A 16,884-nucleotide genomic window follows, 5' to 3' on the forward strand; every position below is an offset into this window, starting at 1 on the left:
TACATTTTTTCTGCTTTTTCCTCCTTTTTGACCTAAAAATATTTTACACTATCTTATTTGATTCATTTTATTTTTGACAACTATGGTATAATAAAAATTATAGAAAGGGGGATTTTATGACAAGAAAGAAAAAAAGAAATTTTATTAGAGGGCTTGCATTAATATTATTATTTTTTTTCATTGCAGCTTCCGGAGTAGCCATGGGTTTAGTATTTTCATATATAAAGACTGCTCCACCTTTTGACCCCAAAAAATTAAAACCCAGTGAAACCTCTTTTGTTTTAGACGAAGAAGGAAACGTAGTTTCCGAACTTCACGGTGAGCAAAATAGGATACCCGTTCCTTTAGAAGAAATTCCAGACAATTTGAAAAATGCTTTTATAGCCATTGAGGACCAGTATTTTTATTCTCATAAAGGAATAAATATACGTTCTATTATTGGCTCTTTAATTACGGACATATTAAAAGGTGGTTATCATAGAGGGGCAAGTACAATAACTCAACAATTAGTTAAAAATGCTTTTCTTACACAAGAAAAATCTTTAAAAAGAAAAATTCAAGAAGCATGGCTTGCAATTCAGTTAGAAAGGCACTATACAAAAAATCAAATACTTGAGTTTTACTTAAACCAAATTTATTTCGGCCATTCTGCTTATGGAGTTGAAGCAGCTGCACAAACCTTTTTTGGTAAAAGTGTAAAAGATTTAACCTTAGCTGAATGCGCAATGCTTGCAGCTGTTCCAAAAGGCCCCCAATATTTTTCGCCTTACCTAAATTTTGAAAATGCAAAAGAACGCCAGGAATTAATTCTGGATAAAATGGCAGAACTGGGTTATATCACAAAAGAAGAAGCCCAACAAGCAAAAAAAGAAAAGATCACTTTAGTAGGTTTGAATGCTCCAAAAGCAAGTTATAAAGCTCCCTATTTTACAGATTATGTGATACAAGAAACAGCTAAAAAACTTCAGGAGACCTTAGGAATATCAGAAGATGAAGCTTTTGACAGAATATATAATGGTGGCCTTAAGATTTATACAACAATTGATATTAAAATTCAGGAAGCTGCAGAAAAAGCTTTATCAAATCCTGCAAATTTCCCATATACCATTAAAGATAAAAATGGCATTCCCCAACCTCAAGGCGCGGTAGTTGTACTTGATGTGAATACTGGAGAGATTAAGGCTTTGGTTGGTGGAAGAGAGCATTATCAAAAATTGGGGTTAAACAGGGCATACCAATCATATAGGCAGCCTGGCTCTGCTTTTAAACCCATAGTAGTTTACACAGCAGCTATCGATTCGGGGTTTACTGCTGCAAGTGTTATCGATGACTCTCCGGTATTTTACCCGAGCGGCAGCGGTACCTGGTCACCTCAGAATTTTTCTGGTGATTATAGGGGCTTGACCCCTCTGTGGAAGGCTATAGCACGGTCTGTTAATGTCGTTGCGGTAAAAGTGCTTGATTCAGTAGGAATAGACAGAGGAATTGAATATGCAAAAAAATTAGGAATAAAAGATTTAGTGCTAAAGGGAAACAAAAACGATAGGCAACTTGCAATAGCTTTAGGGGGACTCACAAAAGGAGTTACTCCTTTAGAACTCGCTTCTGCTTATCAAACCTTAGCAAATCAAGGAGTTCATATAGAACCAATTGCTGTGCTCAAAGTTTTAGATAAAAACGGTAGAACGTTATTCGAAGAAAAACCTCAAAAATGGGTTGCCGTAAGCCCTCAAACAGCCTTTATAATGACTAATTTATTAAAGGGTCCTATTTACGACCCAGAAGGAACAGCAAGAAGGCTTGCCAGTTTTCCATATCCTGTTAGAGGTAAAACTGGTACAACATCTGATAATAAGGATGTATGGTTTGTCGGATATACACCCTATTACGTTGGAGCGGTATGGATTGGACATGATGAACCTGTATTCATGAAGGGAGTTTCTAGTGGAAACCAACCTGTTAGTATATGGATGCAAGTAATGAAAGAGGCCCATAAAAACCTACCCTATAAAGATTTTGATCGACCTGACAACATCGTAGGACCTATTCCTGTTTGTATGGATTCGGGAAAACTTCCAACAGAACTTTGCTACAAGGACCCAAGAGGCTCGAGGGTAGTAGAACAATACTTTATAAAGGGAACGGAACCAACAGAATATTGCGATGTCCATGTAGAGCTTCAAATAGATTCTACTAATGGATTGCTGGCAACTCCAAACTGTCCACCTGAGCTTGTGAAAAACAAAATTTTTATTAAACGTCCACCTTTTACACCTTCTAAGGAAGGTAAAATACCTTTAGATGTTAAATATCAGGCACCATCTGAGTTTTGCCCAATTCATTCAAAACATGTTAATCAAACTCCTGTAGAAGGTGAACTTGACTCTGATATTCCAACAGAAAATAATACAGAAAATAACACAGAAAATAATTTAGATAACTTACCAAATAACAATAATGGTTCAAATACACAACCAACAAATTAATTTATTCTGTCTTTAGCTCTTAAAAATAAAAAGCCCCCTTGAATACCTAAAAAATTACTATAATCTTAGAGGGGGCTTTTTTATTGTTTAGCTTTTTTATTGTTTAGCTTTTTTCATTTTTTGTTTTTTATCAATCACATTTTAATCATTTATTTAAAAATTCATCTGAACAGATAACTTCAATACCATTTTTTAAAAATAATGCAGTTGTAACCCCGACACCATTTACTAATTTATTTGAAAAGGTGCCGTCGTAAATTTTCCCACATCCACATGAAGGGCTTTTTGATTTTAACACCGCTTTTTCTATACCATAAATCCTTGCCAATTTTAAGGCTTCCTCTGCTCCTTTAATGTATTTCTCCGTAACATCTTCTCCATCCTTTGTAATAACCCTCGCCTTTCCCATTAAAACATCAAATCCGTCTCCGCCTTGAATTTCAGCAGGGCTTCTTGGAGTTGAAAGACCTCCTGCTTGTTCAGGACAAAAGGGAATAGCTATTTTGTCTTTTAAAAGTTTTAAAAATTTTTCATTAAAGTTGCTTTTACCGTTGTACTTTGTATTTAAACCCAAAAGGCAGGAACTAATTATAATCATTTGAATTCCACCACCGTGACTCCAATTCCACCCTCATTATAATTTCCCGGCCTAAAGGTTTTTATATCAGACCTTTTCTTTAATAAGTCTTGTATACCCTTTCTTAAAACACCTGTTCCTTTTCCGTGAATAATCATTACACTTGAAAGTCCTGCCACTTGAGCATCGTCCAAATATTTTTCCACTTTCAAAATTGCTTCATCCAATGTAAGTCCTCTTAAATCAATCTTGCTTTCAATACCTTTGACTTTCTCAATGCCTATATTAGAATAATTTAATTCTATTTTCTCTTCTGCTTTATCTTCTATCTTCTCCAAACTGTTCAAAGGCAAGTTGATTTTCATAATCCCAATAGAAACTAAAGCCTCTTTGTCTTTTTCATTAATACTTACAATGTAACCTTCCTGATTTAAACCATCCACAAAAACTTTATCTCCAGGTTTTAAATTTTCACCTTTTAGAATCTTTTTGGCCTTTTTTATAAGCGGTTTTTCTTCTTTAAACTCTTCTAAATTCTCCCTTAATCTTCTTCTCGCCAATTCAATAATTCGATCCTTATTTTCCTGTGTATTCTGGATTTCTACCTTTTTTAGTTGTTCAATAATATCATCAGCTTCTTTTTGAGCTTTTTCAAGAATACTTTTTGCCTTTTCTTTCGCTCTTTCAATGATTTTTTCTTCCTTAGCAATAAGTTTTTCCTTGGCATCTTCTAAAGAAATTAATTTTTTTTCATAATTTTCCTTTACTTCCCTTAGCTTCTTTAACTCTTCACTTAATTTTTTCTTTTCCTCTTCTAAACTTTTTAAAAGACTTTCTAATTCAAAGTTTTCTTTGTTTAAGAACCCTTTAGCAATTTCCAATATCTCACTTTTTAATCCAAGTCGCTTTGCAATTTCAAAAGCATTGCTTTTTCCAGGTATTCCTATTGTCAGCTTATAGGTAGGACTTAAGGTTTCTACATCAAATTCTACGCTGGCATTTTCCATTCCGTCCTTAGAGAAAGCAAAAGTCTTGAGTTCGCTGTAATGAGTTGTCGCTATTGTTCTTATTCCTTTATCATAAAAGTAATTTAATATTGCCATAGCAAGAGCAGCACCTTCAGCAGGGTCAGTACCTGCTCCCAATTCATCAAGCAATACAAGGCTTTTTTCATCAGCTTTTTCAATAATTTCTACAACATTTTTCATATGAGAGGAAAAAGTGCTTAAAGACTGTTCGATACTCTGTTCATCACCTATATCAGCAAACACTTCATTGAAGACCGTAAACTCTGTTCCTTCTTCAGCAGGAAGATGAAGTCCTGATTGAGCCATAATAGCAAAAAGGCCAACGGTTTTTAGGGTAACTGTTTTACCTCCTGTGTTTGGCCCAGTTATAACCAAAACATGAAATTTTTCTCCTAAATATAGATCAATTGGAACTACTTCCCCTTTTTGTATTAACAATGGATGCCTGCCTTTTTTAATATTTATATAACCTCTTTCATTGAACCTTGGCTCAATTCCTTTGATATCAATACTGTATTTTGCTTTTGACAAAATAAAATCCAATTCCAAAATTATTTCAAAACTTTTTTTGATATAATCGTGATGTTCCACAATTTTTTTAGTAAATTCTTTTAATATCCTTTCCTCTTCCTTTTTTTCTTCAATTTCTACCCTTTTCAATTCATTATTCAATTCCAACACTGGTAAAGGTTCTATATAAAGGGTGGCTCCACTTGACGACTGATCGTGAACAATACCAGGAACATTACTTTTAAATTCCTGCTTTATCGGTATAACATAACGTCCCTGACGTATTGTAACAATTGGGTCCTGCAAAAATTTTTGAAAAGATGGAGAAGAAATTATTGACTCAAGTTTTTCCCTTATACGAGCAAATAATGTTTTCTTTTCTTTCCTAATTGATGAAAGTTCGGGACTTGCATTGTCGGCAATTTCATCTTCACTGATAATTGATTTAAATATTTTTTCTTCCAATGAATAAAAATTATGAAGCCCTCCTATTAAACTTCCAATAATTTCAAGTTTATCTATTTTCCACTCTTCCCACGTTTTCTTTATTATCCTCGATGTTTTCATTATCTGAGCAATCTCTAAAAGTTCTTTATTAGTCAAAACTGCACCAAACTTCGCTCTTTTCAACGAATGAGATATATCAGGAACGCAGTCGATAGGTAAGCAAAAACCTCTTTTTAGTAAGGCCACGCCCTCAGAAGTTTCTTTTTGAAATTTTTTTATTAAAAATAAATCCAAAGAAGGTTCTAAATTAATAATCCTTTCTTTCGTTATATCCGATATTGCATATTCGCTAAGAATTTTTTTAACTTTATCAAATTCCAATTTTGCCTGCACCTTTTTATTCAAGAAAGATCACCCTTTTTACTTTACTCCTCTAAAATAGTGGCCAAAGGTATAAAAATTGGCAATTTCTTTTTCATTTATTTTCTCTTTTCCTAATACGCTTAAATAATAGGCTTTTGCTATTTTTTCTATTTCCTCCGGAGTCCTTCCTATCAAGTAGAGCTGACCGTATCTTATATTTGCCTTTTTTAAAGCTTCAATGAAATTTATCATACAAATTTCATAGCAATTATAAATATGGGTTCTTCCCTTTTCATCAACAAAAATGCGAAATTCTTTGCCTAAGCGGTCCTTAAGGAAAGCTTCTTTTAAGTCTTTTCCCGTATTCGATTTAATAATATTATGTTCGCTTACAATTAAAGGCAGAAAGCCGTGAACAATTCCTTCTAACTCTATATCCGATTGAAGCTTTTCTATCATTTTTAGCGAAAGCTCTAAGGATAGAACAACCCTTTTCACGCCTAATTTTTTGAGAACTTCAATGCTGAAACTATTAAATACATTTAATGAAAAGTCTGCAATACAATTAACGTTCTTTTCCAAAAAAAAGTTTAAAAGACCATTGTTTCCTGTTAAAACCCCATCTATTTCAAGGAGTATAGATTCATCTAAATATTTAGAAATCTCTTGAATGTCGTTTTGTTTAGTTATTTGTGGCAGAGCTAAATAAAATTTTTTACTTTCATTTTTTGTTATTTCCAATGCTTTTTTAAATTCTTTTAGGGTTTCGGAAAAATTTTCTCCGCCAAAATAAACTTCGTCTGCATAAATTATCCCTTTTTTTAAACCTTCCAAATTGTCTACCCTTAAAGTAAGCTTCATTCTTTCGAATTGATTTAAATCTTTGCTCTTGCTTTCATCCAATTTTCTTAAAATAGAAGATTTATAATCACCAATTATTCTTTTATTTTTAAATTTTTCTATTCTCATTTCTTTAAGCCTTTTGACCGCTTCTTGCCTTAAATCATTTAAAACACTATATGGTATTATTACATTATCATCTAAATCTGTTTGAAGGTCTTTTAGATAAAATACCGTATTCCCGAGTCGAGAAAATTTTTCTTTTATTTCTTCTACAGAAATTGGATGTTTTTGGGCTTTTTTTACTATATATTCTGATTCTAAAAACACCCTATTATTATCCAAATCTTCAACATAAATTTTTAATTTTTCTCCAAGCTTTGCACTAAGTTTTACACTAATGGGTATTTTTTTGCTTAACTCATCTTCTTCGTAAGATTTTTTCGCCTCCTCCAACAATTTTGCATCTGATGTTTTATAAACAAGGGTACCTTCCTTTATTCTTCCTTTTGTTTTAATTTCAATAATATCCCCAGGGTTTGCTTCAAACCTTTTTTTGCCGCTTACATAAAACTCTGTGATAACATAACCAAACCCTTCTTCATCCCTTATATCAATACCATCTCCCACCTGAAGCTTTTCTTTAAGTAAAATCTTCGTCATACTGTTTTGGGGATTAAAACCTACAACTTTTCCTAAAATAATACCTTTATTTCTCGGACAATCCACACTCATTAAATCCTTACCGGGATTGCCGAAATAATAGCCTGTTGTAAAGCTTCGGTTGAAAATCTGCAAAAGCTTTTTGTATTCTTCTTCAGTTATGTCGAATTTATCTGGATGCTCGATGAATCTATCTATTACCTTCCTGTATATTGATGTAACTACAGCCACATATTCGGGGCGCTTTAGTCTACCCTCTATCTTAAAGGAATCTATCCCAGCATTAATTAAAAGGGGTATTTTATCTATTAGATTAAGATCCCTTGTGCTCATGAGATGCAGTTTAGATGTTATCTTATTGCCTTTTTCATCCAATAAAAAATAGGGTAGCCTGCAGGGCTGTGCGCACTGACCCCTATTGCCACTCCTTGCTCCTATAAAACTACTCATTAAGCACTGTCCAGAATAGCAAAAACACAGGGCTCCATGAATAAAGGTTTCTATTTTTAATTTTGTATTTTTCTTTATATACTCTATCTCTTCTAAACTTAATTCTCTTGCAAGAACTACCCTGTCAAAATTTAATTTTTCTAAAAGTTTAACTCCTTCCAAACTGTGTGTAGTCGTTTGTGTACTTGCATGAACTTCTAAATCAGGAAAATGTTTTTTTATAAAACATCCCAGCCCTAAGTCTTGAACAATTATTCCATCCACCCCTATAGAATTTAGAAAATTTATAAAATCTCCTGCTTCGTAAAATTCTTCATCGGAAATCAGTATATTGACAGTAACATAAACATTTACACCCTTTAAATGGGCATACTCTACAGCCTCTTTCAATTCTTCGCGGGAAAAATTTGATGCAGAGCGACGGGCGTTAAATTCTTTACCGCCTAAATACACCGCATCTGCACCGTTTTCAACAGCAGCCCTTAAGGCATCAAAACTTCCTGCAGGAGCCAAAAGTTCAGGTTTTTTCATGCTTTTTTCAACTCCATTAATAATTCTTTTAAACTGCGTGTATTCAATACATCCTTTTTCTCAAGCCATGCTCGCCTTGCTACAAAAATACCGTTTTTAATATCCTCTAAAGCTCCACTTTCATGGGCATCGGTGTTTATTACAATCTTTACGCCCTTCTCCTTGGCTTTTTTAGCATAAACATCTGTAAGATCTAAACGATCGGGAGAAGAGTTTATTTCAAGAGCAGTTTTTGTTTCTAATGCCTTTTCTATTATCCTGTCTATATCGATTTCATACCCTTCTCTCTTGCCTAATAATCTGCCAGTGGGGTGCCCAATAATTTTAACATATGGATTTTCCATGGCTTTTAAAATTCTTCTTGTTAATTTTTCCCTGTCCTGTTTAAATCCCGTGTGTATTGAAGCTACTACTATATCCAAATCTTTTAAAACCTCATCGTCAAAGTCTAATACTTCGTCGGATAGAATATCAACTTCGATTCCTGTTAAAATATCAAAATTATTAAACTTTTCATTTAAATTTTTAATATAATATATTTGTTCTTTTAATCTTTCTACACTCAATCCATTTGCTATTTTTAACGACTTTGAATGGTCGGTAATAGCAATGTATTCATAACCGAGATCCATTGCTTTTTTAGCCATTTCTTCTATAGTATTTATACCATCGCTCCAATCGGTATGCATGTGAAGGTCGCCTTTTATATCTTTAAGAGATATTACTTCAGGTAGGTCATTTTCCAAAGCCTTTTCTACCTCACCTCTGCCTTCACGAAGTTCAGGGATGATATATGGGATTCCTATTTTCTGGTAAATTTCCTCTTCGGAATTGGGATAGTAGTTTTCTCCTTTAATTATGATAAGATTTTCTGCAATTTGTAAACCTTGAGATTCAGCAATTTTGTTTAATTGAGCCAAATGTTTTTCGCTACCAGTGTTTACAAAAAGGGAAGTGAAAAAGGATTTTTCTTCAACAATACGTACCTCTAAAAGTACCCCAAGGTCAAGAAAAACCTCAATCTTATCTTCATCAACTTTTAATATTTTACTTATACGAGGAAATTTTAACAGAACAGAAACCACTTCTTTTTTATCCTTTTCGCTGCAGGCAACAATTGCTATTATCTTTTCAATCAGCTCAACTCTTCTCCGTATTTCACCAGCAAATTCCATTTTAATATTTAAATTAGAGGATTTTACAAATTCGCGCAGTTCTTCTGTTAAATACTGTGCTGTTGATAATAAAATTTTCCCAAAACTACCTTTAAGCATAGAAATTCCTTTTAGTACCGCCTGTTCGGTTTTTACACCAAATCCTTTTAGACTTCGCAATTTCTTTTCTTTTGCTGCTTTTTCTAATTCTTCAATAGAATCAATATTAAGTTCACTGTAAATAGTTTTTACCTTTTTTGCACCAAGCCCCGGTATTTTAAGCATCTCCAAAAGCCCTTCGGGAATTTCCCTTTTTAGCCTCTCATAAAATTCACAGGTACCAGTTGTTAATATTTCCTTTATTTTACCTTCAATAGCATGTCCTATCCCTTCAATTTCATTGAGAGAATAGCCCATTTCTACTAAATCCTTTAGCTCAACTTTTAGGCCCGCTATGGATTCTGCCGCCTTTTTGTAGGCCCGTACTTTAAATACGCTTTCTCCTTTAATTTCCAGCAATTCAGAGATTTTTAAGAAAATACCTGCAATCTCAAAATTTCTCATATGCCTACCTCTTATCCTTCTTTTCCTCATCAAATAATCTTAAAAATTCTTCATATTCTGCTTTCAAAGTAAAATATTCATCAGCAATTTGCAGTGCAGTCAAAACAGCTAAATCCACTCTCCCTAATTCGGGATGAAGTTTTGAAAGTAATCTGATTTTCTCGTCAACATAAGAGGCTACTTTTTTAATATATTCCTGAGAAGCTGAGCCTTTTAAAAAATAGTCTTCACCATTTATTCTTACCTTTACCCTATTATTGTTTTCAGGAAGTTTTCGCATTATTTCCCCTCCGCTCAGCTTTCTCTCAACTTGCCGCCGAATCTTTCTTCAACAATACTTATTATCTTTTCCTGTAATTCATTTACTTCTTCATCCTTTAGAGTCCTTTCATAAGAGCGGAATGTCAGAGAAAAAGCTACACTCTTTTTCCCTGCAGGTATTTTTTCACCTTTATATATATCAAAAAGCTCTATCCTTTCCAGAAGAGGTCGGCTGACTTCCTTAATTGCTTCAATTACCTCTGCCACTGGTACATCATCGTCAAGTACAAAGGCTAAATCCCTTTCAGCAGGTGGGAATTTGGGCAAGGGAGTATATTGGATCACTTCATCAGATTTTTCTATTAAAAGGTCAAAATCAATTTCGGCAACATAAATCCTTTTTCCTTCCAAACAATAATTTTCCGCTACATCATGGTGTAGTTCTCCCACTACTCCAATTAAATCGTCATCAATATAGAAAGCGGCACTCCTTCCCGGATGCAAGGCATAATATTCCGTCTTTTTGAACTTTGCATCCTTTACCCTTAATGCAAAGAATACTGTCTCTAAAACTCTTTTGATTTCATAAAAGTCATAATCCTTTCCGTATAAACCCAAGGCAATCCTCGTTTTTTCGACAGGCAATTCTTTTAAAGGCAATGATTTGGGATGGTATGTTTTACCAATCTCAAAAACCTTTACCTCATCTATTTTTTGATTGATATTATATTTCACTACATCAACAATGCCAGGAATTAGTGTTGTCCTTAAAACGCTCATTTCCTCTGATAAAGGATTAATTATTGATATCAATCTTTTATGTTCATGTTCTTCAGGTGCTTTGACCATATCCATCATTTTGGGGTTTATTATGGAATAATTGTATACTTCTGAGAACCCATTGCATATAAGGATGTTCTCTATTTTTGATTTTAACCTATGAAACTTTTTTATTTTGCCAATCGTCGATATATTAGAAGGCAAACTCGAAGGGATATTGTCGTAGCCGTAAACCCTTGCTATCTCTTCAGCAATATCTGCTGTGCAAGTAATATCCTTTCTGTATGAAGGAGCTTCAACATATATTTCATCATTTTTTTCAACTTTAAAGTTAAGCTTTACTAAAATTTCAATCATTTTTTCCAAAGGAATATTCGTACCTAACAATTTATTTATTTTATCGTAATCCAGTTTCAAACGCACCTTTTCCTGGGGATTTGGATAAACATCTATATATCCTTTTGCAACCCTACCTATCCCTAATTTTTCAATCAACTCACAGGCCCTTTCTGAAGCTAACAGGGCAATTTCGGGGTCGAGCCCCTTTTCAAATCTCACAGAAGCTTCCGTCCTCAACCCTAATGTACGCCCTGTGCGTCTGATATTTGGACCGTAGAAAACAGCAGACTCCAATAAGACCGTTTTTGTATTTTCTTTAATCTCCGAATTTTCTCCACCCATAATGCCCGCAATAGCCAGCGGTCTTTCTTTATCAGCTATTACAAGTATTTCTTCATTTAATTCCCTCAATCTTCCATCAAGGGTTTTTATCGTTTCACCCTTTTGTGCCCTTCTTACAATAATTTCCCTACCCTTTATTTTTTCATAATCAAAGGCATGAAGGGGCTGTCCCAATTCCAGCATTACATAATTGGTAACATCCACTATATTGTTAATAGGCCTTACTCCGCAAGCTTGAAGCCTTCTTTGCAGCCATAAAGGCGAAGGCCCTACCTTAATATCTTCAATTATTCTTGCCACATATCGAAAACACAAATCCTTATCTTTTATATCAATTTTTATCTTTTTATGTATTTCTCCACTCCCCTCTTCTTTTAAACTTATTGAAGGATATTCCAATTTTTCATTGTAAACAGCTGCTATTTCCCTTGCAATACCTAAAATGCTAAAACAATCGGGCCTATTGGGGGTTAATTCAAATTCTATTACACTATCTTCTAAGGGAAAATATTCTTTAAAATCAGCTCCCACCGGAGCATCTTGAGGAAGTATAAGTAAACCCTCTCGCATTTCTTCCGGAAGTCCATGGTCGTCCATTCCCAATTCCGATGCTGAACAAAGCATTCCTTCTGATACCACACCATAAAATTCCATTTTCCCTATCTTCTTTCCATTAAAAAGCTCTGCTCCGGGGACAGCAACAACCACTTTGTCACCTTTTTTAATATTTTTTGCTGCAGTTATTATTGTTAATATCCTATCCTTAATATCTACCTTGGCAATCCGCAATCTGTCCGCTTCAGGATGGTTTGTTATCTCCAAGATTTGTCCTATAAAAACACCTTTAATCTCTTTACCGAGATGTTCCACCGATGCTGCATTGAATCCAACCATTGTAAGCTTTTTTGCTATAGACTCGGCATCATCTTTTATATTGATAAAATCTTTTGCCCAGTTCATTGAAAAGAGCATTTTTTTAACCTCCTTAAAATTGTGATAAAAACCTTAAATCATTCTCAAATAAAAGCCTCATGTCGTCGATATTGTATTTCAATAAAGCGATACGCTCTAAGCCCATACCAAAAGCAAAACCTGAAAATTTTTCAGGATCATATCCTCCATTTTTTATGACATTAGGATGAACCATACCGCAACCTAATATCTCTATCCATCCCGTATACGAACACAAACGGCAGCCTTTTCCATTGCATGAGATGCAGGAAATATCCATTTCCGCACTGGGTTCTGTAAAAGGGAAAAAGCTTGGTCTAAACCTTGTTCTTCTTTCTTCACCAAAAATTGCTTTTGCAAAAGCTGTTAATGTGCCTTTTAAATCGGCCATAGTAATATCTTCGCCTATTACCAAGCCTTCCACCTGATGAAAAACAGGCGAATGGGTAGCATCTACAGCATCCGAACGGAATACCCTTCCCGGCACTATTACCTTAATTGGAGGTTTATTTCTTTCCATGGTCCTAATCTGCACTGGTGAAGTATGGGTCCTTAAAAGAATTTCATCGGTGATATAAAAGGTATCCTGTAAATCTCTTGCAGGATGATCCTTTGGTATGTTCAATGCTTCAAAGTTATAATAATCCCATTCCACTTCAGGCCCCTCTACAACCTCGTAACCAAGTCCGTAGAAAAAGTCTATTATATCATTTAATACGATCGACAATGGATGCCTATGTCCTAATATTACTTTTGTAGGAACTGTTACATCAATTTTTTCTTTTTCTAACCTGTCCTTTTTAATCCTTTCCTTTATTTTTTCATTTTTTTCTTCAATGGCAAATTCTATTTCTTCTTTAATCTTGTTAGCAAGCTGTCCAAGAAAAGGCCTTTCTTCCTGAGGCAATTCTCCCATTCTTCGAAGAATCGCTGTCAATTTCCCTTTTTTACCTAAAAATTTAGCCCTTAAATCGTTCAATTCAACAAGGTCATTTACTCTTTCCAATAATTCTGCCAATTCCGATTTTAATGCAATTAACTCTTCTTTCACCTAAAATACCTCCCTTTTAGTAAAAAAGCTTTCGCCCCGTAAGGGACGAAAGCAAACTTACGCCTCAGTTATTTCGTCATCCCGGGGAAACTTACTTATTTCAGCTTCCCATACTGTCCCAAGGCTAATTCTTTATATATGAGATAAGCCGTAATTGAACCTGTTATTTCAAATAATTTCCAGAAAAAATCGGCGGCGAGCATTTTCTCACGCCCTTTCCACTCATTTTCAATTATTATAGCACAGAAAAGGCCTATTTACAAGGCAATTGAATTATTCTTTGTCTCACCGCCTCAAAAACTATAACACTTGCAGCAACAGCTACATTTAAAGAATCCGTACGCTTGCTCATGGGAATCTTAATAAGCTCATCAGAAATTTTTATTAATTCTTCAGAAATACCCTTTGATTCATTTCCCAAAACCAGAGCAAAAGGAATTGTCAAATCTAAATCATAATAATTTTTATTCGCCTTAACATCCGCAGTGTATAATTTAATACCTTTTTCTTTCAATTTTTTCAATGTATCTATAAAATCATCTACCTGGACTATTTTTACGTGAAATAAGGAACCCATTGTTGAACGAACAGTTTTGGGGTTATAAGGGTCCGCACAGCCTTTGCTCAAGATTACCCCTTGAGCTTCAGCGGCATCAGCGGTTCTTATTATTGTTCCAACATTTCCGGGGTCTCTTACCTCTTCCAACGCAATATACATGGGGTTTCCTTTTAATATTTCTTCTTTCACCAATTCCGAAAGATTACTATCCCTTTTTTTTATAACTGCAATAATCCCCTGCGGGGTTTCTGTAGTGGATAATTTATCAAAATCAATGTCGCTTACCTTGTAAATAACAATACCTTTGCTTTTTATTTCATCCAAAAAAGAAGCATGCCTTATTATAAAGCTTTCGGCTACGGCAATCAATTCTATCTTATAATCAGAATTAACAGCTTCTTTTACGCACTTTAAACCTTCTACAACAAATATGCCGTGCCTTTCACGATAGCTTTTCATATTTGATGCAGAGATTATCCTGTTTTTTTGCCCCTTGCTCAATAATTCAAACATAACATTCCCTCGGTATTATTTCTAAACAGCTTTTTCAATCTTTTCAATATCCTTATTTTTCCCAACGACGACTAAAATATCCTTTTCCAATATTACGTCATCAGCCCCCGGGGAAACAATGATATCATCATTCCTCTTTATAGCCATCACGTTTAATCCGTGTTTTATCCGCATTTCCAGCTGCCTTAAAGTCTTGTTGTACCATTCGGGCAACGCTTCAATTTCAACTATGGAAAAATCCGGTGAAAGCTCAATATAGTCTAAAATATTCGACGATACTAAGTTATGGGCAACCCGTATCCCCATATCCCTTTCAGGAAAAACTACCCTATCTGCGCCAATTTTGTAAAGAACTTTTCCGTGAAGCTCGTTGTTAGCTTTGGCAACCACATATTTTAAACCTAAATCCTTCAGAATTAAAGTAACAAGTATGCTGGACTGTATATCATTGCCTATGCTAACTATCCCCACATCAAAATTTCTTATTCCCAATGCTTTCATCGTGTTTTCATCTGTAGCATCAGCCTGAACTGCATGGGTAATGGAATCAGCCATCGACTGAACTATTTCCTCATTGCTGTCAATTCCCAAAACATCATAGCCCAACTTGTATAAAGTTTTAGCAACACTCGATCCAAAACGTCCCAATCCTATTACAACAAATTGCTTCATATTATATCCTCCCTAAAATTTAAGCAAAGGTTAACCCACAAGTATTCGGTCTTCTGGGAATTTATATAAAACAGGTTTTTTCGAACTTGCCAAAGCCATTGCAATTGTCAGCGGGCCTACCCTGCCGCAAAACATCAATATAATTATTAAAACTTTACCAATGTTAGAAAGTTTAGGAGTAAGTCCTAAAGAAAGCCCTACCGTGCCGAAAGCCGAAGTCGCTTCGTACATAATCGTAAGCAAATCCTGACCCTTTTCGGTGATGGTAAGTAAAAAGGTCACTGTTAAAACCAATAATAGAGATATTACTACAATAACAATCGCTCTGTATACATTCTCGATAGGTATTCTTCTTGAATAAATTTCTACCTCTTCTTTGTTCATAACAACGGTGTATATTAAAAGTACCACAATAAAAAAGGTTGAAGTTTTTACTCCTCCTCCGGTTGAACCGGGAGATGCCCCTATGAACATCAAAAAAATGGTAAAGAGTTTTGCCGGTAAGGTCATGTCCGATAAACTTATAGTATTAAAGCCAGCAGTCCTCGGTGTAACTGATTGAAAAGCTGCGGCCAAAAACTTTCCTGATAAAGAAAGAGGCCCCAATGTTTTTGGATTAGTATATTCTAATAGAAAAAATACTACAAAACCTGTTAAAAGAAGTATCGCAGTCATAGTTATGACAATTTTTGAATGGAGGCTCAATTTGTAGAAATTCCTTATAGTTAAAATTTCATGTATAACGCTAAATCCTAAGCCTCCAATTATTATAAGACACATTACAACAATATTAATCAGCGGATCCTCAACGAAAGGCGTAAAACTCCTAAAATTTCCTATTAAATCAAATCCCGCATTGTTAAAAGCCGAAACCGCATGAAATATTCCGTAATAAATACCTTTCAAAAATCCATAAATTTTAATGAATCTTAAAGATAACAAAGCAGCGCCACACAACTCAAAGAATACAGCGGTAATAATAACATATTTTGCAAGTTTTACAACACCTGAAATATGCATTTGATTTAATGCTTCTTGAATCACAAGTCTTTCCCTTAATGTTATTTTTTTCCCAAGCAAGAAAAATATTAAAGTAGCCATTGTCATGAAACCAAGGCCACCTGTTTGTATTAATAGCATTATTACTAACTGCCCAAATAAACTATAAGTCGTATAAGTGTCTACAACCACTAACCCAGTAACACATACTGCAGAGGTCGCAGTAAAAAGTGCATTTAAAAATCCTACACTTTTCCCGCTTTTTGTTGCAATAGGCAGTGAAAGTAAAATAGCACCTGTAAATATAACAGCTGCAAATCCTAAGACCAAGACTTGTGCAGGTTTTAATCTTACTTTTTGTGATAGTATTAAAATTTTCAACCGCCTCCCGAAAAAGGAGAAAAAGCGACTTTAAAAGCCGCTTTTCTTATTTTAGATTTTCTTTAGCTATTTCTACTAATTGAGTAAAACCCTTTTGATCATTAACAGCCATTTCTGCCAACATTTTTCTGTTTATTTGAATGCCTGCTTTTTTCAAACCATTTATAAATTTACTGTATGATAATCCATTTGTCCTTGCTGCTGCATTAATTCTTGTAATCCACAGTCTTCTAAAATCCCTTTTTCTTAGCTTCCTACCGATATAGGAATACATAAGGGATTTCATTACTGCTTGATTTGCTATTCTAAACCTCTTGCTTTTTGCTCCAAAATAGCCTTTTGCAAGTTTTAGTATCTTTTTATGTCTTCTCCTTGCCGTTACACCTTTTTTAACCCTTGGCATTTTTATCACCTCAATGAATT

Annotated in this window: 13 protein-coding genes; 1 reads left to right on the forward strand and 12 read right to left on the reverse strand. The window is 34.5% G+C overall.

Annotated features, from left to right (window positions below; translation table 11 throughout):
* Positions 1-116: 116 nt before the first annotated feature.
* Positions 117-2,486 carry a transglycosylase domain-containing protein gene (locus ACPLVF_RS07000; protein ID WP_424907123.1) on the forward strand — a complete coding sequence of 790 codons (2,370 nt, stop codon included), beginning with the start codon at positions 117-119 and terminating at the stop codon, positions 2,484-2,486.
* A gap of 145 nt (positions 2,487-2,631) precedes the next feature.
* Here the strand turns inward: ACPLVF_RS07000 and ACPLVF_RS07005 are convergent, their stop codons facing one another.
* From ACPLVF_RS07005 to rplT, 12 genes are all read right to left on the reverse strand, one after another.
* Complete coding sequence (locus ACPLVF_RS07005) at positions 2,632-3,084, reverse strand: DUF523 domain-containing protein (protein WP_424907124.1); 453 nt, start codon at positions 3,082-3,084, stop codon at positions 2,632-2,634.
* A complete protein-coding gene (locus tag ACPLVF_RS07010) occupies positions 3,081-5,453 on the reverse strand; it encodes an endonuclease MutS2 (protein WP_424907125.1) in 2,373 nt (790 codons plus the stop codon). Before ACPLVF_RS07010 ends, ACPLVF_RS07005 begins: the two co-directional genes overlap by 4 nt.
* A gap of 15 nt (positions 5,454-5,468) precedes the next feature.
* Positions 5,469-7,895, reverse strand: coding sequence for a DUF3656 domain-containing U32 family peptidase (locus ACPLVF_RS07015; RefSeq protein WP_424907126.1), 2,427 nt, complete (start codon positions 7,893-7,895; stop codon positions 5,469-5,471).
* Entirely contained in the window at positions 7,892-9,613 is a 1,722-nt protein-coding gene (polX, locus tag ACPLVF_RS07020; protein ID WP_424907127.1) for a DNA polymerase/3'-5' exonuclease PolX, read from the reverse strand. The genes ACPLVF_RS07015 and polX overlap by 4 nt, the downstream gene beginning before the upstream one ends.
* 4 nt (positions 9,614-9,617) lie before the next feature.
* On the reverse strand, positions 9,618-9,893 hold the full coding sequence (locus ACPLVF_RS07025; RefSeq protein ID WP_424907128.1) for a cell division protein ZapA: 276 nt from the start codon (positions 9,891-9,893) through the stop codon (positions 9,618-9,620).
* A gap of 14 nt (positions 9,894-9,907) precedes the next feature.
* On the reverse strand, positions 9,908-12,307 hold the full coding sequence (gene pheT, locus ACPLVF_RS07030; RefSeq protein WP_424907129.1) for a phenylalanine--tRNA ligase subunit beta: 2,400 nt from the start codon (positions 12,305-12,307) through the stop codon (positions 9,908-9,910).
* 13 nt (positions 12,308-12,320) lie between these two features.
* Positions 12,321-13,337 carry a phenylalanine--tRNA ligase subunit alpha gene (gene pheS, locus ACPLVF_RS07035; protein ID WP_424907130.1) on the reverse strand — a complete coding sequence of 339 codons (1,017 nt, stop codon included), beginning with the start codon at positions 13,335-13,337 and terminating at the stop codon, positions 12,321-12,323.
* Positions 13,338-13,432: 95 nt separating this feature from the next.
* The gene (locus ACPLVF_RS07040; protein WP_424907131.1) at positions 13,433-13,540 is read right to left on the reverse strand and encodes a YqzL family protein; all 108 of its coding nucleotides are present in this window, start codon (positions 13,538-13,540) and stop codon (positions 13,433-13,435) included.
* 50 nt (positions 13,541-13,590) lie between these two features.
* Positions 13,591-14,409: a 23S rRNA (guanosine(2251)-2'-O)-methyltransferase RlmB gene (rlmB, locus tag ACPLVF_RS07045; protein WP_424907132.1), complete on the reverse strand. Its 819-nt coding sequence runs from the start codon at positions 14,407-14,409 to the stop codon at positions 13,591-13,593.
* Positions 14,410-14,430: 21 nt separating this feature from the next.
* Entirely contained in the window at positions 14,431-15,081 is a 651-nt protein-coding gene (locus ACPLVF_RS07050; RefSeq protein ID WP_424907133.1) for a potassium channel family protein, read from the reverse strand.
* Positions 15,082-15,111: 30 nt separating this feature from the next.
* The gene (locus ACPLVF_RS07055) at positions 15,112-16,461 is read right to left on the reverse strand and encodes a TrkH family potassium uptake protein (protein ID WP_424907134.1); all 1,350 of its coding nucleotides are present in this window, start codon (positions 16,459-16,461) and stop codon (positions 15,112-15,114) included.
* 46 nt (positions 16,462-16,507) lie between these two features.
* Entirely contained in the window at positions 16,508-16,864 is a 357-nt protein-coding gene (gene rplT, locus ACPLVF_RS07060) for a 50S ribosomal protein L20 (protein ID WP_424907135.1), read from the reverse strand.
* Positions 16,865-16,884 lie beyond the last annotated feature (20 nt).

The sequence above is a fragment of the Thermovenabulum sp. genome, from assembly GCF_049701175.1.
In the GTDB taxonomy this organism is placed as follows: domain Bacteria; phylum Bacillota; class Thermosediminibacteria; order Thermosediminibacterales; family Thermosediminibacteraceae; genus Thermovenabulum.

Coding starts and splice junctions, on each gene's coding strand:
- ACPLVF_RS07000 (WP_424907123.1), top strand. CDS start 117: ATGACAAGAAAGAAAAAAAGAAATTTTATTAGAGGGCTTGCATTAATA.
- ACPLVF_RS07005 (WP_424907124.1), bottom strand. CDS start 3,084: ATGATTATAATTAGTTCCTGCCTTTTGGGTTTAAATACAAAGTACAAC.
- ACPLVF_RS07015 (WP_424907126.1), bottom strand. CDS start 7,895: ATGAAAAAACCTGAACTTTTGGCTCCTGCAGGAAGTTTTGATGCCTTA.
- polX (WP_424907127.1), bottom strand. CDS start 9,613: ATGAGAAATTTTGAGATTGCAGGTATTTTCTTAAAAATCTCTGAATTG.
- ACPLVF_RS07025 (WP_424907128.1), bottom strand. CDS start 9,893: ATGCGAAAACTTCCTGAAAACAATAATAGGGTAAAGGTAAGAATAAAT.
- pheT (WP_424907129.1), bottom strand. CDS start 12,307: ATGCTCTTTTCAATGAACTGGGCAAAAGATTTTATCAATATAAAAGAT.
- ACPLVF_RS07040 (WP_424907131.1), bottom strand. CDS start 13,540: ATGCTCGCCGCCGATTTTTTCTGGAAATTATTTGAAATAACAGGTTCA.
- rlmB (WP_424907132.1), bottom strand. CDS start 14,409: ATGTTTGAATTATTGAGCAAGGGGCAAAAAAACAGGATAATCTCTGCA.
- ACPLVF_RS07050 (WP_424907133.1), bottom strand. CDS start 15,081: ATGAAGCAATTTGTTGTAATAGGATTGGGACGTTTTGGATCGAGTGTT.
- rplT (WP_424907135.1), bottom strand. CDS start 16,864: ATGCCAAGGGTTAAAAAAGGTGTAACGGCAAGGAGAAGACATAAAAAG.